The organism is Chloroflexia bacterium SDU3-3, assembly GCA_009268125.1.
Taxonomy (GTDB): Bacteria; Chloroflexota; Chloroflexia; order Chloroflexales; family Roseiflexaceae; genus SDU3-3.
Map to the genome: position 1 here is coordinate 85,722 of WBOU01000003.1, position 25,664 is coordinate 111,385.

General features: G+C 69.6%; 12 protein-coding genes. 3 read left to right on the top strand and 9 right to left on the bottom strand.

Going from position 1 to position 25,664, the window contains the following annotated elements; all coding sequences use genetic code 11:
• Window positions 1–48: 48 nt before the first annotated feature.
• Window positions 49–1,320 (bottom strand): MFS transporter, encoded by a 1,272-nt coding sequence (locus F8S13_05605; GenBank protein KAB8144352.1) that lies wholly within the window; start codon window positions 1,318–1,320, stop codon window positions 49–51.
• Between the two features lie 219 nt (window positions 1,321–1,539).
• Window positions 1,540–4,668, bottom strand: a complete 3,129-nt coding sequence (locus tag F8S13_05610) for a hypothetical protein (protein KAB8144353.1) — start codon at window positions 4,666–4,668, stop codon at window positions 1,540–1,542.
• A gap of 168 nt (window positions 4,669–4,836) precedes the next feature.
• Between F8S13_05610 and F8S13_05615 the strand changes: the two genes are divergently transcribed.
• Together F8S13_05615 and F8S13_05620 are read left to right on the top strand one after the other, a co-directional pair.
• Window positions 4,837–7,383 (top strand): polynucleotide kinase-phosphatase, encoded by a 2,547-nt coding sequence (locus tag F8S13_05615; protein ID KAB8144354.1) that lies wholly within the window; start codon window positions 4,837–4,839, stop codon window positions 7,381–7,383.
• 208 nt (window positions 7,384–7,591) lie between these two features.
• Window positions 7,592–8,974 (top strand): 3' terminal RNA ribose 2'-O-methyltransferase Hen1, encoded by a 1,383-nt coding sequence (locus F8S13_05620; GenBank protein ID KAB8144355.1) that lies wholly within the window; start codon window positions 7,592–7,594, stop codon window positions 8,972–8,974.
• Window positions 8,975–9,012: 38 nt separating this feature from the next.
• On the opposite strand, the gene F8S13_05625 is transcribed toward F8S13_05620, so the two are convergent.
• From F8S13_05625 to F8S13_05650, 6 genes are all read right to left on the bottom strand, one after another.
• Complete coding sequence (locus F8S13_05625) at window positions 9,013–9,963, bottom strand: NADP-dependent oxidoreductase (protein KAB8144675.1); 951 nt, start codon at window positions 9,961–9,963, stop codon at window positions 9,013–9,015.
• A 301-nt stretch (window positions 9,964–10,264) separates the two neighbouring features.
• On the bottom strand, window positions 10,265–11,716 hold the full coding sequence (locus F8S13_05630; protein KAB8144356.1) for an HlyD family efflux transporter periplasmic adaptor subunit: 1,452 nt from the start codon (window positions 11,714–11,716) through the stop codon (window positions 10,265–10,267).
• Between the two features lie 132 nt (window positions 11,717–11,848).
• Window positions 11,849–14,995, bottom strand: coding sequence for an efflux RND transporter permease subunit (locus F8S13_05635; protein ID KAB8144357.1), 3,147 nt, complete (start codon window positions 14,993–14,995; stop codon window positions 11,849–11,851).
• A 412-nt stretch (window positions 14,996–15,407) separates the two neighbouring features.
• Entirely contained in the window at window positions 15,408–16,199 is a 792-nt protein-coding gene (locus tag F8S13_05640) for a hypothetical protein (protein KAB8144358.1), read from the bottom strand.
• A gap of 272 nt (window positions 16,200–16,471) precedes the next feature.
• Window positions 16,472–17,626 carry a flippase-like domain-containing protein gene (locus F8S13_05645; protein KAB8144359.1) on the bottom strand — a complete coding sequence of 385 codons (1,155 nt, stop codon included), beginning with the start codon at window positions 17,624–17,626 and terminating at the stop codon, window positions 16,472–16,474.
• Between the two features lie 1,845 nt (window positions 17,627–19,471).
• Window positions 19,472–21,562, bottom strand: a complete 2,091-nt coding sequence (locus F8S13_05650) for a glycosyl transferase (GenBank protein ID KAB8144360.1) — start codon at window positions 21,560–21,562, stop codon at window positions 19,472–19,474.
• Window positions 21,563–22,222: 660 nt separating this feature from the next.
• Here F8S13_05650 and F8S13_05655 point away from each other — a divergent pair.
• Complete coding sequence (locus F8S13_05655; protein KAB8144361.1) at window positions 22,223–23,224, top strand: glycosyltransferase family 2 protein; 1,002 nt, start codon at window positions 22,223–22,225, stop codon at window positions 23,222–23,224.
• A gap of 69 nt (window positions 23,225–23,293) precedes the next feature.
• Here the strand turns inward: F8S13_05655 and F8S13_05660 are convergent, their stop codons facing one another.
• Entirely contained in the window at window positions 23,294–25,486 is a 2,193-nt protein-coding gene (locus tag F8S13_05660) for a DUF2029 domain-containing protein (GenBank protein ID KAB8144362.1), read from the bottom strand.
• Window positions 25,487–25,664 lie beyond the last annotated feature (178 nt).

A 25,664-nucleotide genomic window follows, 5' to 3' on the forward strand; every position in this document is an offset into this window, starting at 1 on the left:
CGGCGCGGTCCACCCCACGCCGCCTCCAGCCACTGCACGAGGCCAACCCTAGGCCGCAGGCGCGGCTACCAGCCGCCCCAGCCTGCGCAGCTCGGGGAAGGCCAGGGCGATCAGCACCACCACGGCCAGCGTGCCAAAGCCGCCAAACACCACCGACGCCACCGACGAGCCAAGCAGCGCCGCCACCGTGCCCGACTCGAAGGAGCCAAGCTCGTTGGAGATGCCCACAAACACGTAGTGCACCGCATTCACGCGCCCGCGCATCTCATCCGGCGTGCGGGTGAGCAGCAGCGTGCTGCGGATGACCACGCTGATGTTGTCGAGCGCGCCCAGCACCACCAGCATAGCCAGCGAGAGCGGGAAGAACGTGGAGACGCCAAACACCAGCGTCGCCACACCGAACCCGGCCACCGCATACAGCAGGGCGCGGCCCGCATGCTTCATAGGCGGCATATGCGCGATCAGGAAGGCCATCGCCACCGCGCCGATCGAAGGCGCGGCGCGCATCACGCCGTAGCCCAGCTCGCCCACGTGCAGCACATCGCTGGCGTAGACTGGCAGCAGCGCCACCGCCCCGCCGAACAGCACCGCAAACATGTCGAGCGAGATCGAGGCCAGGATGATCTTGTTCTGCCACACGAAGCGCAGGCCCACCAGCATCGACGACATGGTCATCGGCTCGCCAGCGTGCTGGGCCGCCGTCTGCGCACGAATGGTGGAAAGCGCCAGTGCGACGCCCAGCAGGGTCACGCTGGAGAGGATGTAGACCAGCGTCGCGCCAGTGGGTAGGGCCAGCAGCAGCCCGCCCAGCGCCGGGCCGAGGATGGCTGACAGCTGCCAGGCGGTGCTCTGCCAGGTGGCCGCGTTGGCGTAGGCCTCGACGGGCACCACCTGGGCCTGAAGCGCCGAGAAAGCCGGGCTTTGGAAGGCCCGCCCGATGCCCATACCCAAGATGCACAGATAGATCAGCACAATCGGCCCCTGCACCCACGACAGGGCCGCCAGGGCCAAACTACATAGCGCCAGACCCGACATGGCCAGCACCACCACGCGCTTGCGGTCGGCGGTATCGGCGATGTGGCCCGCAGGCAGGGCCAGCAGCAGCACGGGGATGATCTGGACCAGGCCAACCAGGCCCAGGTCGAAGGGATTCTTGGTGCGGGCGTACAGCTCCCAGGCGATGGCGGCCCCCAGCATCTGCTCGGCGATCACCGAGAACAGCGTGCTGAAGAACAGCAGGCGGAAGTCGCGGAACCGCAGGGCCTGGTAGGCGTCGGGCCGGGCGGCGGGGGGTGAAGAGGGCGAATCGGCAGCGCTCATGTGGTGCTCCAGCATAGCGGGGCGAGCAAAGGCGATAACAAAGACTGGCCTGCCTATGTGAGCATAGCAGGCCAGTCTTGCACAGGGTCGCGCTTTGTCCGCTCAGAAGGAAACGGTGATGTACTCGCCCCTGAGTAGCTCGTATTTCTATAGCCGTATTATAGCCGCTTTTGCGCCGCCGCCCCCAGGGCCAAAGGCCCGATCTTCGCTAAGGCTACGCTAAGCATCCGGCGGGAAGACGAACTGGGCGGCGGCGGCCACCAGCGGCGCGGGGTCGGCGCGGTAGACCGCTAGGCGCTCGCGCAGCGGGGCCGACCAGCCCGCGCAGGCGGCGTGGGCCACCAGCGCGGCCAGCGCCACGCGGCGCAGCGCGGCATCCGGCTCCTCGGCCAGCGCCGCCTCGATGGCGGCGAAGCGCGTGGGCTTCCAAGCGTGGGCATAGCCCACCAGGGCATTGGCGCAGGCCACCAGGGCGTCGGCGTGAAGCTGGCCGGTGGCGGCCAGGCGGCGCACGTGCTGCACGAACTCATTGCGGTTCAGCACAGCGGCGGACAGGATGACCTGCTGCTGCACCGCCAGCGGATCCTCGGCCAGCGCGGCCAGCACCGCGCTGGCGGCGGCCTTGGTCGGCTCGAACGAGCCTTTGCAGGCGAACCAATCGACCAGCAGCACCAGCGCCTGGCGATGGGGCAGCACATGCCGCGCCAGCTTCCCAGCCAGATCGGGCTGGTGCTGCGCGTAGGTGGCCAGCGCGGCGGGCACAGCGGCTCGCCACTCGCTGGGGATGGGCGAGGCCGCGAGCGCCAGCAGCGGCGCAAACAGCGCCTGCTCGGGGTCGCTCACCGGCATGTGCGCGCACCGCCCCAGCGCTGCGGCGCGCACCTGGGCATCGGGGTGGGCCAGCAATGCGGCCAGCAGCGCCGCGAGCCGCCGCCGCCCCTCGGGCGCGAGCCGCAGGTCGGGGATGTCGGCCAGGCTGGCGGCCAGGGCTGGCTCGGCGGTAGCCGCGCGCTCCAGCACCTGCCAGGCCTCCTCGCGCCCTAGGTGGTCCCAGAGGGCGCGCAGCAGCGCCACCCGCACGTCGCGGTGCAGGCCCTCGCGCCGGTCGAAGGCCAGCAGCGCGGCAAAGGCCTCGTCGGTGGGCAGCTCGCCGATCAGGCGCACCACCTCTTTCGCCACCGTCACCTTGGCCAGCGGCACGCCGAGCAGCAGCGGCAGCGCGCGCGGCGGTGGCAGCGCCAGCATGGCGGGGCGTAGCGCATAGATCGCCACCCTGGCCCGCTCATCGCCCATCGCATCCAGCAGGGCCGGGGTGCCGTCGCCGGTGTCGCGGCGAGCTAGCGCCAGCAGCGCGGTGTCGCGGAGGGCCTGGCGGGGGTTCGCTAGCGAGGCCAGGGCGATCAGCGCATCGGGCGGCACCATGGGCAGGGCGGCCAGCTGGTGCGCCGCCATGAACAGCGCGGGCGTGTCGCGCTGCTTGTCGTCGATCAGCTCGGTCAGCACCTTGGCAAACTCCCGCTGCTGGCCGGGCGTCCAGCGAAAAAAGCCATCCATCAGCGGTAGCACGAAGCGCGTCTTGCCGGTGGCGAAGCGGCCCTTGTAGGCCTGCTGCCCCAGGAAGGGCGCGAGCAGATCTTGGCGGCGGCGGTGCAGGAACTGGTAGACCACGGGCTGTGTCACCCAGCTGGGGTCGCTGACCAGCAGCTCGGGCACCAGCTGCGGCAGGCGCTTGGGCAGGTACTGGGCGATGATGCCGAGGGCCTGGGCGGCGACCCAGCCGCGCTTGTCGCCCACCAGCCGCTCCAGCAGCGCTACCAGCTCGGGGAACAGCTCCAGCCGCTGCTTGAACATCCGGGCGGCCTGGAAGATCGCCTGCTCGCGCTCGCGCGGCTCCCAGGCCAGCAGCACGGGCAGCAGCGCGGGGGCAATGGCCCGCACCTCGGCGGGCGCGAGCAGCCCGCGCAGGCCACCGCCCAGCACCACGCCGCGCTCGCGGCTGAGCGTAGCCAGCCAGGGAGCGGCCCAGCCGGGGTGGAAGGGCAGCAGCCGCAGCACCAGCCGCGCCGCCCAGTTGGCCGTGCCCGGCGAGCAGTCGCGGGCATCCAGCGCGGCGCGGATGACCTGCCCCAGCGCCTCCAGATGCTCGACGCGCCAGCGCGAGGGCGGCAGCGCGGCCAGCGCCTGGATCATGGCCACGCGCACGGGATCCTGCTCGTTGCGGCGGGCGTTGGCCACCTGCAGCAGATCGGCCAGGTGATCGGGGTAGTAGCGCGTCACGCCCACCAGTGCGGTGAGCGCGGCGGTGCGCACATCCGGCTCGGGGCTGCCGAGGTGCGGCGCGAGCGCGGCCTGGGCCTCGGGCCAGGGCAGGAAGGCCGCATAGGCCAGCCGCTCCAGCGGCTTGGGCAGCAGCGCGGGCAGGGCCATGTTGCGCCGCGCCTCCGGCTCGCGCAGGTCGGCGGGCAGGCCGCCCACCACCGTGGCGGGCAGGCTGCCATCGTCACCCCGCCAGAGCAGGGAGGCCGCCTCGTAGGCGATGCGGCGCTGGGCGGGCGCGAGCCGCGCGAACAGGTGGGGCAGGTGGCGCTGATAGGGCAGGGAGCTCTGGCGCAGCAGGGCGGCCAGGCGCTCACCATCCACCTGCAGGGCCAGATCCACAATGTCTAGGCCAAACGCGCTGCCCCGCGCCGCGATCAGCTCGGCCACCTGGTTGGGGCGGGCCTGCGCCAGCACGGCCAGCGGCAGATCGGTGTAGCCAGCGGCCAGCGCACCGTGGGCCAGGGCCAGCCCCACATCGGGCGCGAGCCGCCCCAGCGGATGCAGCGCCGCCGCCATGCAGCGGGCTAGGTGCGCGTCGGGCTGCGGGGCGGCCTGCACCTGGGCCAGCAGGGCATCGGCGGCGAACTGCGGCTGGAGCCGGGCCAGCCTGGCCCACTCCTCGGGGGCCATCTGGGCCTGCCCGGCGGCCACCAGCGCCACCAGCTCGGCGTCGCCCAGGGCCTGGCCAGCCAGGCGGTCGAGCACGCCCGGCTTGCCGCGCATCAGGATGGCGCGAGCGGCCAGCAGCTGCTCGTGGGTGCCCAGCTTGAGCACCAGCCGCCTGGCCCGCCTGCGGATGGTGGCCGACGCATCCTCCAGCATGCGCAGCGCCAGCGCGCCATCGCCGCTGCCCTGGCACGACTGGAGCGCCAGCATGCGCTCGTACATCGACTCGCTCGCGGCCAGCTCGTCGACGAGCTGCGCCGCACCCGCATCGGCGCGGGCGGCCTGCCCCAGCTCGGACATGCGCCGCATCCGCCCGTCGTGGGGCAGGCGCTCTAGCTCGGCCAGCAGTGTGTTCAGCTTCATGCAATCCCCTCGCAGATAGACGGTCCGCGCAGAGTATAGCACGGCCTATGCCAGAGCACAATTCCTTTTGAACCCTATTGACCCACCAAGAACCACATAGTATACTCACTGAGCCATAGCGAGCGCAGCGGCAGCCGAGGCTACCGCGCGCAGAAATCGAGCAACACCGTGAAGATAACCATACCCGAGCTTGCGCTGGTGGTGCTGGTCGGCCCGTCGGGCGCGGGCAAGTCGACCTTCGCGCGCCAGCACTTCCTGCCCACCGAGGTGCTCTCCTCGGACGCCTGCCGCGCCCTGGTGGCCGACGACGAGAACGACCAGAGCGCCACCACCGACGCCTTCGACGTGCTGCACTACATCGCCCGCAAGCGGCTGGCCGCCGGGCGCATATGCGTGGTGGATGCCACCAACGTGCAGCCCGAGGCCCGCAAGCCGCTGCTGGCGCTGGCCCGCGAGCAGCACGTGCTGGCCGTGGCCATCGTGTTCGACCTGCCCGAGCGCATCTGCCAGGAGCGCAACGCCGCCCGACCCGACCGCAGCTTCGGGCCGCAGGTCATCCGGCGGCAGCAGGGCCAGCTGCGCCGCTCGCTGCGCGGCCTTGGGCGCGAGGGCTTCCGCCACGTGTTCACCTTCCGCAGCGCGGATGAGGTGGGTGCGGCCAGCGTGGCCCGCGAGCCGCTGTGGAACAACCGCAAGGGCGACCACGGCCCCTTCGACATCATCGGCGATGTGCACGGCTGCGCCGACGAGCTGCGCGAGCTGCTGGGCGCGCTGGGCTACGCGCCCGACGCGGGCGGCGTGTGGGCGCACCCGCAGGGCCGCAAGGCCGTGTTCCTAGGCGATCTGGTAGACCGCGGGCCGGACTCGCCCGGCGTGCTGCGGCTGGCCATGGGCATGGTGGCCGCAGGCGCGGCGCTGTGCGTGCCCGGCAACCACGACACGCGGCTGGATAAGAAGCTGCGCGGGCGCGACGTGCAGATCACCCATGGCCTGGCCGAGACCTTGGCCCAGCTCGATCGCGAGCCTGCTGCATTCCGCGCCCAGGTGGCCGAGTTCATCCACGGGCTAGTGAGCCACTATGTGCTGGATGATGGAAAGCTGGTGGTGGCCCACGCAGGCCTGAAGCAGAAGCTGCAGGGCCGCAGCTCGGCCAGCGTGCGCGAGTTCGCGCTGTACGGCGAGACCACCGGCGAGACCGACGAGTTCGGCCTGCCGGTGCGCTACAACTGGGCATCCGAGTACCGTGGCCGGGCCGCCGTGGTCTACGGCCACACGCCCACACCCGAGGCCGAGTGGCTGAACGGCACGCTGAACATCGACACCGGCTGCGTGTTCGGCGGCAGGCTCACGGCGCTGCGCTACCCCGAGCGCGAGCTGGTGAGCGTGGCCGCCCGCCAGACCTACGCCGAGCCTGCGCGACCGTTCCTGGCCGAGCCTGCGCCGCTGCTCACCGCCCAGCAGCAGCACGACGACCTGCTGGACGTGGGCGAGCTGCTGGGCAAGAAGATCATCCGCACCGCGCTAGGCGGGCAGGTGATCATCCGCGAGGAGAACGCCATCGCCGCGCTGGAGGTGATGAGCCGCTTCGCCGCCAACCCGAAGTGGCTGATCTACCTGCCGCCCACCATGTCGCCATCCGAGACCACGCAGCAGCCCGGGCTGCTGGAGCACCCGGCGGAGGCCTTCGCCTACTACCGCTCGCAGGGCGTGCCCACGGTGGTGTGCGAGGTGAAGCACATGGGCTCGCGCGCGGTCGCCATCGTCTGCCGCGACGAGGATGTGGCGCGGCGGCGCTTTGGCGTGGTGGGCGAGGGCGCGGGGATCATCTACACCCGCACGGGCCGCCGCTTCTTCGACGACCGCGTGCTGGAGGAAGGGCTGCTGGGCGTCGTACGCGCCGCGATGGATCGGGCGGGGCTATGGGACGAGCTGCGCACCGACTGGGTGTGCCTCGACTGCGAGCTAATGCCGTGGTCGGCCAAGGCCCAGGAGCTGCTGCGCCGCCAGTATGCGCCGGTGGGCGCGGCGGCTATGGCCAGCCTGGGCGCGGCGCGAGCGGCGATCGGGGCCGCCCAGGCGCGCGGCGTGGATGTGGCCGAGGTCGGCCCGTGGTTCGCCGAGCGCGAGGCGATGGCCCAGGACTACGTGCGGGCCTACGGCCACTACTGCTGGCCGGTGGAGACGCTGGCCAGCCTGCGGCTCGCGCCCTTCCACCTGCTGGCCAGCGAGGGCGCGACCCACACCCGCGACGACCACCGCTGGCACATGGCCACCCTGGCCCGCCTGGCCCAGGCCGACCGCACCGGCGTGCTGCTGGCCACGCCCACCCTAGAGGTGGACGTGGCCGACGCCGAGAGCGTGGCCGCCGGCTGCCGCTGGTGGGAGGAGCTGACCGAGCAGGGCGGCGAGGGCATGGTGGTGAAGCCGCTGCCGTTCGTCGCGCGCGGGCCGCGCGGCATCACCCAGCCCGCCGTGAAGTGCCGGGGCCGCGAGTACCTGCGGATCATCTACGGGCCGGAGTACACCGCGCCGCACAACCTGGGGCGGCTACGCTCGCGCGGGGTGGGGGCCAAGCGCGCCCTGGCGCTGCGCGAGTTCGCGCTGGGCGTCGAGGCGCTGGAGCGCTTCACGCGGGGCGAGCCGCTGCAGCGGGTGCACGAGTGCGTGTTCGGGGTGCTGGCGCTGGAGAGCGAGCCGGTGGACCCTCGGCTGTAGGGCGTCGCTGGCTCATGCGGGTGGTGCGCCAGCCATGGAATCATCGCCGTAGTGGCGGATCTTGTGTCCGCCCGCGCCGTAGGCATCGGTAATGCACGCGGCGTGGGGAGCATCGTAACGCACCGTCACTTGGCGTTCAACACCTCCGGTCATTTTTCTTGGAAACGCAGCTATCTAGCGCAAAGTACCCGAATTGAGGATTAGAACCATGCTTCTGACCATAAGCACCACCCATCGGCCAGCCACCGACCTGGGGTTCCTGCTGGTGAAGAACCCCGTGCGGGCGCAGAGCTTCGAGCTGAGCTTCGGCAAGGCCCACGTGCTCTACCCCGAGGCCAGCGAGGAGCGCTGCACCGCCGCGCTGCTGCTCGACATCGACCCGGTGGGGCTGGTGCGTGGGCGCAGCCCAGGGGCCGACGGCCCGCTCGATCAATATGTCAACGACCGGCCCTATGTGGCCTCGTCGTTCCTGAGCGTGGCGCTGGCCCAGGTGTTCGGCAGCGCGCTGAACGGCAAGTCGCGCGACCGCCCCGAGCTGGCGGGCCTGGCGCTACCGATGGAGGCCAGCATATCGGCCCTGCCCGCGCGCGGCGGCGAGCCGCTGCTGCGGCGGCTGTTCGAGCCGCTGGGCTACGCGGTGGAGGTGGAGCGCCTGCCGCTCGACGAGCGCTTCCCCGACTGGGGCGCGAGCGACCTCTACCGGCTGCGGCTGGCCGCCACCTGCACTGTGGCCGACCTGCTGGCGCACCTGTATGTGCTCATCCCCGTGCTGGATGCCGACAAGCACTACTACTTCGGCCCCGACGAGGTGGAGAAGCTGCTGCGGCGCGGTGAGGGCTGGCTGGCCAGCCACCCCGAGAAGAACCTGATCACGCTGCGCTACCTGAAGCGCCGCCAGCTCATCCGCAGCGCCCTGGCCCAGCTGGTCGAGCCGGGGGACGAGGGCGAGGATGATGAGGACGAGAGCGCAGACAGAGCTAGGCGCGAGCGCCGCGAGAGCCTGCACGAGCTGCGGCTGGGCGCGGCGCTGGCCGTGCTGAAGGGCTGCGGGGCCGCGCGCGTGCTCGACCTGGGCTGCGGCGAGGGCAAGCTGACCGTGCTGCTGGCCAAGGAGCCGCAGTTCCGCGAGATCGTGGGGATGGATGTGGCCTACCGCAGCCTGGAAGTGGCGCAGCGGCGCGTGGAGCGGCTGGCCGCCGCGCAGCGCCAGCGCGTGCGGCTGTTCCAAGGATCGCTGACCTACGCCGACGCGCGGCTGGCAGGCTACGACGCAGCGGCGGTGGTGGAGGTAATCGAGCACATGGACGAGGGGCGGCTGGGCGCATTCGAGCGCGTGCTGTTCGAGCGGGCCAGGCCGGGCACGGTGGCGATCACCACGCCCAACGCCGAGTACAACATCCGCTTCGAGACGCTGGAGCAGGGGCGGTTTCGCCACCGCGACCACCGCTTCGAGTGGACGCGGGCGCAGCTGGCCGCGTGGGCGGCGGGCGTGGCCGAGCGCCACGGCTACAGCGTCAGCATCCTGCCGGTGGGGCCAGAAGACGCCGAGGTGGGCGCGCCCAGCCAGATGGCCGTGTTCACCCGCGCATAAAAAAGCGGCGCGCTGGATCAGATCCAGCGCGCCACTACCTAGGCGACCTGGAGGACCAGCTTGCCTAGGTAGTGGCTGGCCAGGGCGCGGTGCGCCTCGGCGGCCTGGGCCAGCGGGAAGGTCTGGGCGACATGCAAATCGAACGGCTCCACCTCGATCAGGCGGTTCAGCCGCTGGATGATGTCGGCATCCGGCTCGCCATTGTAGCTGCTCACCCGCAGGCTAGGGTGCGCATGGGCCTCGATAGGCACGCCGCTGGGATAGGCGACGCGACCGCCCTCGCGCAGCGCGCCGAGCGCTCGCTGCGCTGCCTCGCCGCCTGCGGCGAACAGGGCGGCATCCAGCCCCTGCGGGGCAAATTGGCGAGCGGCGGCAAGCACATCATCGCGGCGGCCATCGAGGGCCGCGTCGGCACCCAGCCGCCGCGCCAGCGCCACGCCATCCGCCCCCGATGCGACGGCCAGCACGCGTGCGCCAAGCCGCTTGGCCAGCTGCACGGCCACATGGCCCACGCCGCCGCTGGCCCCAAAGATCATCACAGACTCGCCCTGGCCCAGCCCCAGCGTATCCTCCAGCCCGCGCAGCGCGGTCACGCCCACCCCGCCCACGGCGGCGGCCTGCGCGGTGCTCAGGCCGCTGGGTACAGGCGAGACGCAGGCCGCATCCACTGCGGCATACTCGGCGTAGAAGCCGCCCTTGGGGTTCAGAAAGCCGAGCGCGTAGACGGAGTCGCCCACGCGCAGATGCGACACATCCGCGCCGAGGGCAGCCACAGTCCCCGCACCCTCGGAGCCAAGCACATAGGGAAACGGCGGCGTGAACCCCAGCATCTCGGCATAGCCGCCCTCGCGCTCGAAGGCATCCCACTCGCCCACGCCCGCGACATCCACCCGCACAAGCACCTCGTTGGGGGCAATCGCTGGCACCGGAAGGTTTTGGAGCCGCATAGCCTCAATGCCGCCGAAGCGGTCAAGCGCGATCGCGCGCATGGTCTCTGTCAGGTGTCCCATCGTTGGCCTCCTCGTTCTCGCTTCGTCTTATGGAAACTTTTCCCAGCATGTGCCATATCAATAAGCACACCAGAGCAGGCGATACGAGCAAGAAATTTTGGTGTGGAGTAGAGTGGTGGGGTGCGACGTGCTCATCAACGGCACAGATGCCGAAACATGCTAGCAGCCTAGTGGGACAGGTAGCGTCACAACACCGGGGATCTTCTGCCCAGCGGCCTGCGCGTGGCGCAAAAAAGCGGCGCGCTGGATCTGATCCAGCGCGCCGCAGTGCGGGCGGGCGCTACTTCACCGAGATGATGGTGCGGGCGCGCATGCCGGGGCGCAGGCCATCGATGCTATCGAGGGCCACACGCACCACGTAGGTGCGCACGTTGCCGCTGACCGTGGCCGTGGGCGCGATATAGGTCACCTTGCCGGTGTACTCATCCTTCTCGGCGCCCTCGACCACCACCTTCACCGACTGATCCTTCTTGACCTTGGCGATATCGACATCGCTGATGTTCACATCCACGTGCAGCTTGCTCACATCCACCACAGTGACAGCGGCTTGGCCACCGGCGCTGCTGGAGTCGCCGGGGTCGATGTTGACCGCCGAGACCACGCCGTCAAACGGCGCGCGCAGCGTGGCCGAGTCGAAGTCGATCTGGGCCGACTCCAGGGCGGCCTGGGCCTGGGCCACCGACGCGGCGGTCTGGGCCTTCTGCGACTTGGTGGGGTTGGGGTTCAGCTGGGCGAGGCCAGCCACGGCGGCATCCACCTGGGCCTGGGCCAGCGCCACCGAGTCCACGCCGGTGGGCAGATTCTGCTTGTTCACCGTGGTCTGCACCTGGGTCAGCTGCTCCTCAGCCTGCTTCACGCCCGTGACCTCGGCCTGGCGGGCGTTGTCGTAGGCCACCTGGGCCACCTGCACCTGCGACTGAGCGCTGCTGAGCGCGGCCTCGGCCTTCACAAACGCGTCGTAGTAGGCCTGGCGCTGGGTGTCCTTCAGCTTGTTATCAACCTTCTTGCCGCTGGAGTTCACCGTGGTCGGGTTCGTCGGGTCGTTGCCGGTCTCCTGCACATAGTCCCAGTTCTTCTTGGCCGTGGCGTAGCTGGTCTGCGCCTGGGTGAGGCCGTTGGTGGCCTGGGTCAGCGACTGCTCGGCCTGGGTCTTGGCCGCCGAGAGCTGGTTGCGGGTCGACTCTAGGCTGGTCTGGGCCGCAGTCAGCTGCGAGTTCACCGCCGTGGTGTTCTGGGCCTGGGCATTTTTGGTCTGCTCCAGGGTGATCTGGGCCTGGCGCACCTGGGCCTTGGCCTGGGCCACGCGGCTCTTATCGGGGGCCTCGGTGAGCGCGGCCTGGGCGGCCTCGGCGCTGGCCAGGCTGGCCTGGGCCGAGTTCAGCGACTGGGTGAAGCGGCGCATATCGAGCTGGGCCAGCTCCTGGGTGGCCGTCACCACATCGCCCTCCTCCACCAGCACGCGCTGCACCGTGCCGTTGACGGTGAAGGACAGGTCGGCGGTCTGCTCGGCCTTGATCTCGCCGATGGCCGAGACCGTGTTATCGGACAGCTCGACCGCCGCTGCGGTGGGGGCGGCGGTGGCCAGCGGGGTGGGCGTGGCGGCCTGGGCCACCGCCGAGGCGGCGGCGGTGGCATCGGTGCGGGCCGCGCCCGCGCTGGGGGCGGAGCCGCAGCCAGAGAGGATGACCGCGGCCAGGGTCAGCCCCGCGCCTGCGGTAAGCATTCGTTTCATCACGGGATCTTCTCCATGGTGAGCGCGGGCCAGCTCGGCGCGGCGCGCTCGGTAACATCTATTTCAATCAACGCTCTGCGTCGGATCATCGCCCAGGCCGGGGTCGCCCCAGCGGCCTGGGAGGGCGGCGGCCTAGTCGGCGGCCTGCGGCGCTGCCGCTGCGGCGCGCGCGCGGCGGCTAAACAGCCGACCCATGCGCACCTGGATGGAGTCGAGCAGGCTGTAGGCGATCGGCACCACCAGCAGCGTCAGCAGCGTAGAGGTGACCATACCGCCGATCAGCACCACCGCCAGGCCGCGCCGGAACTCCGAGCCGGAGCCGCCGCTGAAGAAGTGGATGCCCAGCGCGGTGGGCAGCGCGCCCGCCACGATGGCCAGCGAGGTCATCAGGATGGGGCGGAGCCGGACCGCACCAGCGCGGGCGATCGCCTCGTGCTTGGCGTAGCCGCTCTGGCGCAGGTGGTTGGTGAAGTCCACCAGCAGGATGGAGTTCTTCGTCACCAGGCCCAAAAGCATGATCAGGCCGATCATGCCGGTGATGTCGAGCGGCTGGCCGAACAGGCGCAGGCCGATGAACGCACCCAGGAAGCTGAACGGCATGGCGAGCATGATGATCAGCGGCTGCGAGAACGAGCCGAACTGCGAGGCCAGCACCATGTAGACGAACAGCACGGCCAGGCCCATGGCGATAAACAGGCCGCTGAAGCCCTCGGCCAGGTCCTCCTGGTCGCCGCCGTAGGTCACGGTGACGTTCGAGGGTATCTGCACCTTGGCGATCGCCGCCTGGATGTCCTGCTGGACCTTGGTGGCCACGCCGCCCTCGGCCACGTTCGCGCCGATGGTGATCTGGTTCTGCAGCGCCGAGCGGCTAATGCTGGTCGGGCTGTTGGCGTAGCGCACCGTGGCCACCGTCTCCAGCGGCACCGACCCGCTGGCAGCGGGGATGCTGATGTCGCGGATGGAGTCGAGGCTGGCGCGCTGATCCTTGGGCAGCTGCACCACCACCGAGATATCGTCGCCATTCTGGCGCAGCGAGGTGGCCGTGTTGCCGTTGATCAGGGCGCGCACCGTGGATGCGATGCTGGCCGTGTTGATGCCCAGGTCACGCACGCGGGTCTTGTCCACATCGAACTGGATCTCGGGCTGGCCGTTGGTGAACGACGAGCCGACGTCGGCGGTGCCGGGCACCTGCTTGACGACCTCTTCGATCTGGGCCGCGATCGGAGCCAGGGACTCCAGATCGGCGCTGCTGCGCACCTGGATCTGGATGTTGCGAGATGTGACGCCGGTGCCGCCGCCGCCCTCGTAGCTCTGCGCGCCCAGGGTCAGATCGGGCAGGAAGGCCAGGCTCTGGCGCAGCTGCTCGCGCACAGCGTCGGTGGCGTGCTCATCCTTCACGCGCACCGTGAACGAGCCCGAGTCGGCGTTCACCTGGCTCTGCACGGCGGTCACGTCGGCGGTGCCCATGATGATCTGCTCGCCCTGGCGGGCCAGCTTGTCGGTCTCCTCAAGGGCGGTGCCGGGTTCCATGGTGTAGGCCACCGAGATGGTGTCGCTAGCCTGCGAGGGCAGGAAGTTCAGCGTCATGCCAGCGGCCACAAAAATGCTGAACACCAGGAAGGCCACGGCGATGCCCACCACGGCGAAGCGGTGCACCAGGCCCCAGTGCAGGATACGCTCGTACCAGCGCGAGAGCGCGCCCATCTCCTCGTGCTCGTCGATGGCGCTGTGCTCCTGCGGAGCCTCGGCGGCCTCCTCGGCGGGCGGGGGCTGGTGCCTGTCCTTGAACAGGTGGGCCGAGAGCATCGGCGCGAAGGTAAACGCCTCGACCAGCGAGATGGCCATGGCGATTGCCACCGTGAGGCCGAACGACTTGAAGATCATACCCGTGATGCCGCTGACCATGGCCACCGGCAGGAACACCGCGATGATCGTCAGCGTCATGGCCAGCACCGAGAGCGAAACCTCGGCGGTGGCGCGGCTGGCGGCCTGGGCGGGCGAGTAGCCGCGCTCAAGGTAGCGGAAGATATTTTCACGCACCACGATCGCGTCGTCGATCACCAGACCGACCGAGAGCGACAGCGCCAGCAGCGAGATCACGTTGATGGTGATGCCGAACAGGCGCAGGCCGGTGAAGGTGAAGATCAGGATGATCGGCAGGCCGGCCATGGTCACGATGGTGTTGCGCAGATCGCGGAAGAACAGCAGCACCACCAGGAAGGCCGCCAGCACCGAGAGGATGATCTCCTCAATCGATGACGAGACCGACTCGTTCACCTGCTCGGACTGGTCGCTGGTGATCACGTGGCTGAGCTGGGGGTACTGGGTGAACAGCTGCTCAAGCACCTTCAGCGAGCCTTCGGCCACCGACACCGTGTTGGTGTTGGTCTGCTTCACGATGCTGAGCGTGACCGCATCCTTGCCGTCGAGCCGCGCGTAGCTGGTGGCCTCTTTGGTGGCATCCGTCACCGTGGCCACATCGCCCACCGCGTACGAGGTGCCGCTGATCGGCACCGCCGCGATGTCCTCGGCGGTCTGCAGGTTGGTGGGCACGCGTAGGTTGTAGCTCTTGCCGTCGGAGTCGATGCTGCCCAGGCCCTGGTTGGTGTTGGCGTCGCTGATTGCGGCGCTCACCTGGGCGGGCGTCAGCGCGTAGGCCTGCAGCCGATCCAGGTCTAGCTGGACGTTGATCTGCCGCTCTGCGCCGCCGCTCACATCCACCGAGCCGACGCCCGACACGCGCTGAAGCGCCGGCACGAAGGTGTCGTCGATCAGGTTGCGCAGCTCCAGCGGGGTCATCGTACCGTCGCCGGCCACGGCCAGCTGCAGCACCGGCAGCGAGTTCGGGTCGAATTTGAAATAGGTCGGGGTTCCGACATCGTCGGAAAGGCTGGGAAGGACGCCATTGACCTTCTCACGCACATCTTCTAGCGCTCGGTCGGTGTCGACAGAGTCCTCGAACTGGATGAGGACCTGCGACGTGCCTTCGCTGGATGTGGATGTGATCTTCTTGACACCGCTGATCGTGTTCACCGACTGCTCGATTGGGTCGGTGACCTGCTCGGCCACGCTCTCGGGGCCTGCGCCCGAGTAGCTCACCACCACCGCCACCACCGGCACCGAGATCTCGGGGAAGTAGTTGACCGGCAGGGCGCTGTAGGACAGCAGGCCCACCACCACCGCCAGCAGCATCATCATCGAGATGAAAACCGGCTGGCGGATCGCGGTATCAGAAATCGCCATCCCATGCAGGGTATCGCCGCTGCGTGGGGTGCTCATGCGTCCTCCTCCTTCATTGCTCGCAACATGTGGCCATACAGATACGAAAATCTAGCATCAGTGTAGCGGGGAACATTCCGCATAGCGACGGGGGATGTGGTGATTGCCAAGATGAAGATCGGGTGAGTGCCCAATCACCCAAATAGGTGATAGCTTCTAGGCCCGAAAGACCATGCCCCGCCCGCGCCGCTGCCGCGCGCCAAAGCCCCGCAAACACAAAGCAGCAGCATCGCCAAGCCGATGGCCCGCGACGCCGCTGCTGCCAGATACCGCCATGCGTGTTAGGTGTGAAAAGTGCCCACAGCTAGAACGACCGCCCGTCGCAGAATGTTGCAGGCCCGACCATACAATACCACAAAAAAACGCGGGGCATCATTGCCCCGCGTCGCAATCTAGCTAACGCCGTTGTTCGCTAGTGTGCCTGGAAGGTGCCAACTGCGGTCAGGCCGCTCCAGTTGCCGCGCGCCACCATCGTGTAGGTGCCAGCGGCCAGGTCGACCGTGGAGAACTGCACGCGGATCGAGCCATCGCTGGCGATCACGTACGGCACGGCGTCCTCGCTCAGGTCATCGCCGGTGGCCGGGGTCACCACGTTCTGGTTCTGCACCACCTCGACCGGCACCACCGCGCCCGACGGCGTATTGTACCACAGCGTCACCGGCTCGCCCGCCGAGAAGATGTCCGACTCGAACACGCTCATCGCGCCGTTGCCGCCGGTGGTCAGGCTGTAGGTGGGCGCGTAGGGCAGCGGGGTGTTGCTGACGCCGCTGCCGCCGTTCCAGGTGAAGCTCAGCGGGGCGCTCAGGCTGGCGTTATCGTGCAGCTTCTGCAGCACCAGGTGCAGCGTGGCGGTCTGATCCTCATCCAGCTTCTCGACGCGGAACTCGATCAGGCTGGATGTGCTGGTGGCCAGCCACGAGGGCGTGCCGCTCAGCGTGGTGCTCTCCACCGCCAGGGCCGAGCTGTCGATCGGGATGACCACGTTGGTATACTTGGCCTGGCCGTTGCCGTAGTTGCGGGCGGTGATGTCGTAGGCCACCGTGCCGTCGGCGCTGGGCGTGGCCGCCACCGATACCGCCACGTTCGGCGTGACCTTCTTCTCCGCCGCCGAGGCGGTGCCAGCAGCCATGCCGACGCCGAGGGTTATTGCCAGAAGGCTGCTCGCGCCGACCTGCGCGATGTGTCGCCCAAATGAGATGCTCATGGTAGTTCCTTCCATCTATTGATATCCGGCGCTTACAGGTGCGCCGTGCTGATGGGATTACTATACCAAGCGCGGGCCAAGCCCACATCAGCGGAACCGAGCATTCGCACCACGAAGAAGCGGTGATGCCCGCTCACCCCAAACGCCGAGCGCCAGGTCATCCAGGAAGACGAGCGCGCATCATCCGCTTGGCCAGCCCGCTGGCAAAAAAGAGGCCGCCCGAGCGATGCTCGGGCGGCCCTGCGAGCGGCAAGATCGCGCATCCCAGCGGGCTAGGGCTGGGGCTGCTCGGCCACAGTCTGATCCCCGCGCGAGCCGCGCGCCATCAGCAGGCCGCCGGGCAAGCTGGCGATCAGGCGGATGATGAAGATCATCAGCGAGAAGGCCATGGCCGCCTCGGATGGGATGCCCAGCACGCCCAGCAGCGCGATATACACGCCCTCGCGCGCGCCCAGGCTGTTCCAGAAGATCGGCACCAGGCCGAAGATGTCGCTCAGCGGCACGATCATGCCCACCACCAGCCAGGGGATGGGCAGCCCCAGCGCGCTGCACACCAGGATGTTCACCATCACCCACGAGCACTGGTAGAGCACCGAGATGCCCAGCAGCACCAGCAGCGTGCGCGTGTCGGCGGCGGCCTCGCGCAGCGAGCGGCTGAACGAGCCAAGCCGCGAGCGCCAGCGCAGCACATCGGGGATGGGCAGCTTCTCCAGCCAGCCCAGCGTCCACGGGCTAGAGATCGCGGCGGCGATGCCACTGGTGGCCACGGCCAGCGCCAGCAGCGCGCTCAGGCGCAGCTCGGGCGCGGGGTCGAACAGCGCCCACGAGCTGAGCAGGCCCACCCAGCCGATCACAGTGAGCACCACAAAGCCCGAGACACGCTCGACCAGCACCGAGGCGATGGCCGGGCCAGGGCGCTTGGTGCGCTGGGTCAGGCTCAGCACACGCACGGCGTCGCCGCCCACCATGGTGGGCAGGAAGTTGCTGGCGAAGCTGCCCAGGAAGTAGGTGCGCAGCGACCAGCGGTAGGGCAGCGTGGGGTCCTGGATGCGGATGAGCTGCCACCACTTCCAGGCGCTGATCGCCACGCCGCCCAGCTGCAGCAGCAGCGCGGCCAGCAGCAGCGCGCGGTCGGCCCGCTGCCAGAACTCGGCCATCTTGGCAAAGTCGATCCGCCAGATCAGCACGCCCACCAGGGCCAGGCTCACCACCACCCGGGCGATCACGGTGAGCTGCTTGCGCAGGGTTGGCCGGGCGGCCTGCGGTTCAGGTTGTTGCATGGGTTTCCTCTTGAGGTTGTACAGGCCCGCGCCGCCACGCCCGCCAGCCCAGGGTGAGCATATGCGCCAGCAGGATGCCCAGCGCCACCAGGTTGGTCGCAGACAGCAGCTTCGGCAGCGGCGAGGATGCGATAGCCGTGTTGGCATCCTCCCAGAAGCCGGAGAGCGTGCCAAGGATGTTCAGGGTCGCGCTGATCATCACATAGATGGCCAGCGGCAGCAGCAGGCGCGGCGCGCGCACCGCGCTGAGCACCAGCAGCGCCAGCGCCAAAAAGAGGTAGCGCTCGTGGATCTGGGTAGGCAGCAGGAAGAAGCCCAGCGCGATCAGCGCGCCCGCCTCCAGGCGCATGGCCGTGTCGGCGCGGGCCAGCAGCGCGGCGCAGGCCAGCGCGGCCACCGCGCCGATCAGCAGCATGCCGATGGTGCGGTAGCTCAGCAGGCCAAACAGCAGCACCGTGTCCGGCCCGCCGTCCGGCTCCAGCAGCAGGTACCACAGGTTGTAGGCGCGGTTGGTGACGTAGGGGAAGCGCCCGACCGAGCCGACGTAGGCCTGCAGCATGCCCGCGCCCTGGCCGATCAGGGCCAGCGGGGCGCAGCCAGCCACCAGCAGGCCCGCCCCGGCGGCCCCGCCGCGCAGCAGGCCGCGCGCCCCATGCTGGCGGGCGGTGGCCGCGTACAGCACCGGCGCGAAGATGATCGCCTGGGGCTTGATCAGCAGCGCCAGCGCCCAGCACAGCCAGGCCCACACGCCGTCGGCCCGGTCGAGCACCAGCAGCATGGCGATCAGCGGCAGGATCAGGATAGCGTCCACCTGTCCCCACCATGCCACGTTGATCCACACCGGCGGCGCGAAGGCGTACAGCGCGGCAAACCCGACCGAGGCCAGCCGCCCGTAGCTGCGCCGAGCCCAGGCGTAGATCATGCCAATCACCGCCAGGTCGGCCAGCAGGCCGGGCAGCTTGATCAGCACCATGGTGAGCGGCGGCAGCGGGTCGAGAAAGCCCGCGCCGCCCGCCGCCGCGATCTCGGCAAACGCGCGCAGCCAGTAGAGCCGCACCGGCATATAGTCGCCGCCGCCGGTGAAGGCCCCCGCGAAGCCCAGATCGTGCAGCGCTGCCATGCGCCGCCCCGACAGCTCCAGGTCGCCCACCGGGTCGGGCGCGAACAGCAGCGGGATGCGCACGCACAGCGCCAGCGCCAGCAGCCCCGCGATCAGCAGCCAGTCGGCGCGGGCCAGCGGCGCGGCGGGCTGGCCGCGCACGGTCGGGCGCGGCAGCAGCGCATCCAGCGCCGCCCCGGCCAGCCCTGCCGCACCCACCGCCAGCATGCCCTGCCCGAAGATCATGAAGCGCCAGCCGCCCGCCTGGCCCTGCCACAGCGCCAGCGCCGCCTCCAGCGCCAGCGCCGCGCCTGCGGCCCACCAGCGGCCCAGGCCGCCCCGCCGCATCAGGGCGTAGCCGCCCAGCGCGGCGAAGGCCAGCGCCAGCGCCACATCGCGCGGGGCCGCGCCGCCGCCATCCGCGCCAGCGCCGCCCAGCACCACGCCCAGCTCGCGGCTGCGGATCTCCTCGGCGGGGGCGGTCAGCCGCAGCTTCAGGCTCTCGCCGGGCTGGGCGGGCAGGTACACCTGGTAGCGGCGCGGCTCGGGGCGCACCTCGAAGCTGGCCGAGTAGGCCCCCACATCCACCCGCAGCGGCACCGCGCCGCGCGCGCCGCCCGCCAGCATCAGCGTGGCCACGCTCGGCCCGCCGGGGTTGGGCAGCCGCACCTGGGCCTCGCCGGATGTCCAGCGGAACGATCCGGCCTGGTCGGCGTACTGCTCCACGTCATACACGCCCTTCAGCGGCAGCATCACCGACTCGGCGTCCACGGCCAGCGTGGTGGCGCGGCCCGTGCGATAGGCGGCGCTGGCCAGCAGCGCGGCGGCCAGGGCCAGGGCCAGCGCCACCAGCAGATCGGCCCGCGCGCGGCGGGCGGCGGAGAGCACGCGGATCATTGGCCGACCGTGAAGGTTGCAAGCTGGATAGCGTTTGGCCCATCCACCGCCTCGGGCAGCGCGCCCGCATCCACCGCCAGCCGCCCGCTCTCGCGGTAGAGGCCCATCACCACGCGGTACTCGCCCGCAGGCAGGTCGGCGGGCAGGCCGATCGGCAGCGTGATGCCAAACTGCTGGCCGCGCTGCCACGTGGGGAACATGCCCTCGTCCACCGCCGCGTCGATCTGGCCCACCCGCTCGCCCCGCTCGTTCAGCACGTGCAGAAACAACATCACGCCACCCGGCTGGTCGCGGCGCACATCCCACGACGGCCAGACCGACAGCGTCGCGCCGTCGCGCTTGAGCGTGTAGCCGCGCAGGGCCAGCGCGCCGCCGTCGAATGTGGCGGCCAGCGGCGTCTCATAGGGGCGCGGCAGCTGGTGGATGGTGGCGTAGGGGATGCCGAACATCTCCAGCGTATACAGCGGCGGCGTCTGGCGCACGTACGCCTCTGGCTCGGGCGTCTCCTCGCGCATGGCGGCCCGCTCGTAGAGCACCGCGTAGTTTGGCATAGGGTCGGGCTGGTGGATGGTGGTGGTGCGGATGTCGTACAGCGGGAAGCCGCGCGGCAGGAAGGGCGCGAGCGTGGGCGGGATCCACGAGAGCACCGCGCCGCGCTCGAAGTCGGGGCGCTGCTGCAGCCACGCGCCGATATGCTCCATACCCTCGCCCCAGCCGATCAGCAGCACGTGCTGGGCCACCGCGCCGCCGCCCAGCGCGGGGTTGTAGTAGGACATATAGTAGGGCTGGTGCGAGAGATCGCCCAGCGCCACGCTGAGCACGGCCAGCGCGCCCGCCGCCCAGGCCGCCGCCCGCCCGCGCAGCGCCGCCACGCGCGGGCCGAGCAGCCCGGCCAGCCAGCGCCAGATCGCCACCAGCCCGTAGGCCGCCAGCACCTCTAGCGCGGGCCACGCGGGCAGCGAGTAGCGGTCGAACTTCTTGGCCGCGATGCTCAGCGCCAGGCCGAACAGCAGGATGGCGCCGCACAGCGCCCCCAGCACCCAGCGGTCGCGCAGCCACCACGCGGGCGCGGGCGCGCGCCGCCGCCAGGCCAGCAGCCGCCATACCAGCACGCCCGCGAAGCCCAGCAGCCCCAGCAGCGTGATCGGGTCGCTGCGCCACAGCACCACGGCGATATAGAACAGCCCGCCGGGGTCGGGCACCGGCACGCCCAGGAAGAAGTTGCCCGAGGCGTGCGGCTGGCCGCCGTTGTTGATCGCCTCGTCGATCACGCCCATGAAGCTGGCCCACGGCGCGACCCACATGGCCGGCCAGCAGGCCCAGAAGGTCAGCGCCGCCGCCGCCAGCCAGGCCAGATACATGGCGGCCACATCGCGCACCCAGGCCAGCCAGCCGCGCCGCTCGGCCAGCACGAAGGCGGCCATGGCCAGGCCAGCCCAGGGCAGCAGCACCAGCCCCGACGACTTGCTGAGCACCGCCAGCCCGGCGCAGCAGCCCGATCCGATCAGCGCCAGCCAGCGCCCCCGGCCCGTGCGCGCGGCCCCCGGCAACAGCGCCACCAGCAGCAGCAGTATGCTCAGGCTGGCAAACGAGGTGGTCAGCCCATCCACGTGCAGCAGGCGGTCGAAGCCCACGATGAACGGGGCCAGCGCCCACAGGAAGGCGGCCAGCAGCGCCACCGGCTCGGCCAGCAGCCTGCGCAGCAGCAGGTAGCCCGGCACCACCACCAGCCCGTTGAGCACCGCCAGCGGCAGCCGCAGCATGGCCAGGTAGGCCGTGGTGGCACCGGCGGCGCGGTCGTCGGGCACACCCCAGGCGGCGGCCAGCGCGCGGCCCAGGCTACCCAGCCACGTGGTCGTCACACCGGGGTGGCCGGTCAGGTAGGTCGCGCTCCACTTTTGGTCGGCCAGCGCCTCGCTGAACAGGCGCACCCGCTGGATCCAGTGGTAGCCCTCGTCGATCGTAAAGTAGTCGGCCAGGCCCCAGCAGCGCGGCAGCAGGGCCGCGACCAGCAGCAGGGCGCACCACAGCCAGACCTGGGATGGGCGAAACGTGGCCCCGCGAGAAGAGGTCAAAGGTTGATTCATGGAATGGTACTTTATCAGCTGCTCTGCGGCAGCCTGTGTGCGGCTTCAGGAGATCTCGGCGTTCGGGGAAAGATAATACCATACTCCAGCAGGGCCTATGCGCTCTCGCCCCAGCGGTCAAGGTCTATGCGTTCCCGATGGCCGAACCGTTCTTACCACCAAGACTCCAAGACACCAAAGAAGAAAAAGAGGCAGCGGCTCAGGGCAATTTCGATAGCATGCGATACTCTACGAATCCCAGGCCGGATGCGCTAATCTCAGGTCAGATGTGTTCATCTCAGGCCGGATGTTTCCATCCCAGGCCGGATGCCTGATGTTCAAGGTGATTCATACGTGCCTCGCAAATCATGGCGGTAAAAAGGCATCCTGACACCACATCCCACACCCTCGCTTTCTCCCCTTCGCGCCTTCGTGGTATTCGTTTCTTGTATTCCTTGGAGTCTTGGAGTCTTGGTGGTAAACATGGTCTGCCGAATGCGAGCGCATATCGCTTTGCCGCCCTAGGACGGCCTAGCACGACCGCCAGCCAGACTGTGTTAGAATACGCGGCAGTACCGTATCGAGATAACCGCAAGAGTGCGCCCCTGCAGCCCAGCAGCTGCGTGCCATGGCCGCCAGGAGGCGACAACCGCGCTACCGCCTGCGATAGCGCCCACACACATGATTGCAGAACTGAACCATTCCGAGCAAGCGCTGATCGCCGCCACCCCCAGGCCCGCCATCTCGGTGGTGGTGCCGATCTACAACGAGGAGGAGTCCATCCCCTCGCTCTACACGCGGCTCACCGAGGCCCTCACCGAGCTTGGCAGGCCCTACGAGATCGTGGCCGTGGATGACGGCAGCCGCGACCGCAGCTACCAGCTGCTGGCCGAGCTGGCCGCCAAAGACGAGCGGCTCAAGGTCATCCGCTTCCGCCGCAACTTCGGCCAGACGCCCGCCTTCTCCGCCGGGTTCGACCACGCCAGCGGCGAGGTGGTGATCACCATCGATGCCGACCTGCAGAACGACCCCAAGGACATCGGGCTGCTGATGGAGAAGGTGGATGAGGGCTACGACGTGGTGAGCGGCTGGCGTGCCAACCGCCAGGATGCCTTCATCAACCGCACGCTGCCCTCGCGCATCGCCAACTGGCTGATCTCGCGCGTCACCGGCGTGCATCTGCACGACTTCGGCTGCTCGCTCAAGGCCTACCGCGCCGAGATCGTGCGCGACATCCATCTCTACGGCGAGCTGCACCGCTTCATCCCGGCCATCGCCAGCTGGCAGGGCGTCTCCGTCACCGAGATCCCGGTCAACCACTCGGCCCGCCAGTTCGGCAAGTCGAAGTACGGCATCGACCGCACGATCCGCGTCATCCTTGACCTAATCACCGTGCGTTTCCTGCTGCAGTTCGGCACTCGGCCCATGCAGATCTTCGGCCTGTTCGGCATCACATCCGGCGTGGTCGGCTTCGTGATCGCCGCCTACCTGACTCTGGTCAAGATCTTCACCCAGCAGTCGATCGGCGACCGACCGCTGCTGCTGCTGGCCGTGCTGCTGATTGTGATCGGCGTGCAGTTCATCAGCCTGGGCCTGATCGGCGAGCTGGTGATCCGCAGCTACTACGAGGCGCAGAACAAGCCGATCTACGTGGTGCGCGAGAAGCTCAACACCGCTGGCTAGGGCCGCGCGGGGCGTAAAAAGCGGGGCGGTGGGTATGCCACCGCCCCGTTCGCATGCTTCCGATCGCCGCTAGCGATCGGCGGCCAGCGTGTGCCGGGGCGGCGCGGCCAGCCCGGCGCGGCCAGCCCGCCACGCGCGCAGCAGCGCCAGGGCGCGCGGCGCGAGCACGCTGGCCAGCAGCGCGCCCAGCAGCAGCATGCCGTAGCCCTTGTACGACACCCCCGCCACCGTCAGCACGCCCATCACCTTGCCGGTGTAGTAGCTCCACTGGTTGCCATAGCTGATCAGCCCGAAGCTCAGCGCCAGCAGCGCGGCCTGGGGCAGCGGCAGGCGGCGCGGCAGGAAGTAGATCACCAGCGTGGCGAAGGGGATGACCAGCAGCGTCTCGTAGTGCATCCAGGCGGCGGGCACCACCAGCACCATCGCCAGCAGGAACTGGCCGTACTGCAGCGCAAACTCGGGCGAGCGGCGCTCGGCGTGGGGCAGCGACAGCAGGCAGGCGACCAGCCCGATCAGGCCCGAGATCAGCGTGGCCGCCAGCGAGAACAGCGGCTGGTGGAAGATCAGCGACTTGTTGGGCGGCTCGACCAGCCGGGCCACCATGCCGCTGACGGTCTGATTTTCCACCCAGGATGTGGTGCCGCCGATCTTGGGGAAGACCTCGAACAGGTAGATCCGGTGCATCTCCCAGCCCATCACCGCCACGGCCAGGCCGTTGAACAGCAGCATGCCCAGCGCGAAGCCCAGCAGGCCCTTCCAGCTGCGCTTCACCACAAAGAAGGCCAGCAGCAGCACCGGGTAGATCTTGAACAGGGTGCCCAGCGCCACCAGCACCCCGGCCAGCAGGTCGCGCTCGCCGCGCAGCGCCCACAGCGCCATCGTGAGCGTCAGCAGCAGCACCAAGTCGATCTGGCCAAAGGCCACGGTGTCGGCCAGCGGGCGGAAGTTGAACAGCACCAGCATGGCCCCACCCAGCACGCTAGCCACGCGGATGCCCCAGATGCGATACCACACCACCATGGTGGCGGCCAGGATCACGATGTTGAGGATGCGGTGGCCCAGCAGCACCAGCGTGCCATCCTGGAACACGAAGGGCACGAACAGCATGCCGTAGAACGGCGGCACCTTGAACACGCTGCCGAAGTGGTTGGTCACCACATCCTGCAGGTTGTAGAGCGAGCCGCCCCTGGCCCAGTCGCGCGCGCCCTTGAACAAGATCCAGAAGTCGGGGCCGCTGCGGGTCAGCGAGAACTGCAGCATGGTGCCCAGGTGGCACAGCCCGGCCACCGCGAAGATCGGCAGCGCCCAGCGCCGCACCAGGGCTAGGCGCTGGCCAGCGGGCCGCGTGGCAAAGGCCCACACGCCCACCCCAGCGAAGGCCAGGGCCACCCCGGCCAGCACCACGGCGGTGGCGGGCGGCGGCGTCACGCCCTCGGCCCCGTCCCAGGTCTCAAACCACTGGAACAGCGGCCCCATCCACGGCGCAACCGCCAGGTACAGCGGCAGGTCGCGCCCGGCGACCGACCAGCCGCGCCCGGCGCGCTCGGGCGGGGCCAGGGCGCGGGCCAGGCTCACCCCCAGCACCCCAATGCCCAGCAGCGCCGCCACGCGGGGCAGGAAGGGCAGCACCTCGTTGGGCCTTTGCCACGCGGCGGCGGCCAGCGCCAGCAGCGCCGCCGCCGCCACGCCGCCCGCCAGCCCGTGGCCCAGGCCAGCGCGGCGCGGCAGCGCGTAGGCCAGCGCGGCCAGCAGCGCGATCAGGCCCAGCGCCCATGGGCTGGGCAGGCCGCCGCCCAGCGGCGCGGCGCTGGCCCAGTCCACCACCACCCCCAGCGGGCGTGGGTCGCTGGGCGAGATCAGCGGGGTGGCGCTGATCTGCACCTGCTGCGCCCAGCCCGGCGCGGCGCTAGCGGGCAGCAGCAGCATATAGCGGCGCGCCTCGCTCGGGCCGATCGGCAGGCTGCCCAGATCGCGGCCATCCACCGCCACGCGCACATCGGGCAGCGCCGCGCCCTGGGGGCGGGCGTTGATCAGCCGTAGCGTCAGCACCTGCTGGGCCACCCGCGCCGAGCGCGGCAGCAACAACAGCGAGCGGTCGCTCGTCCAACGAGCGAGGCTCGTAGCGAAGGTCTCGGGGTCGTGGAAATCGGCGGTGAAGCGCAGGTCGCGCTCGCCCACATCCACCGCGATCGGCGCGGTGAACCAGGCGGCCAGCAGCAGCAGCGCGGCCACCGCCACGGCAAGGGTAGAAAGTGTTCTCATATACGGTAGGGAGTTTATCGGCATAAGCATATACGTACCATAGATAGTACAATCAAAAGGATGAGAGAAACAACATCCAAGGAGATGATATGCGATCCACCAATGTGATGATCAAAGCTCCCCCGCACGGGGCTTCTCATCGCATCGGGCGCATATAGCATGCAGGCTACCGACGCAT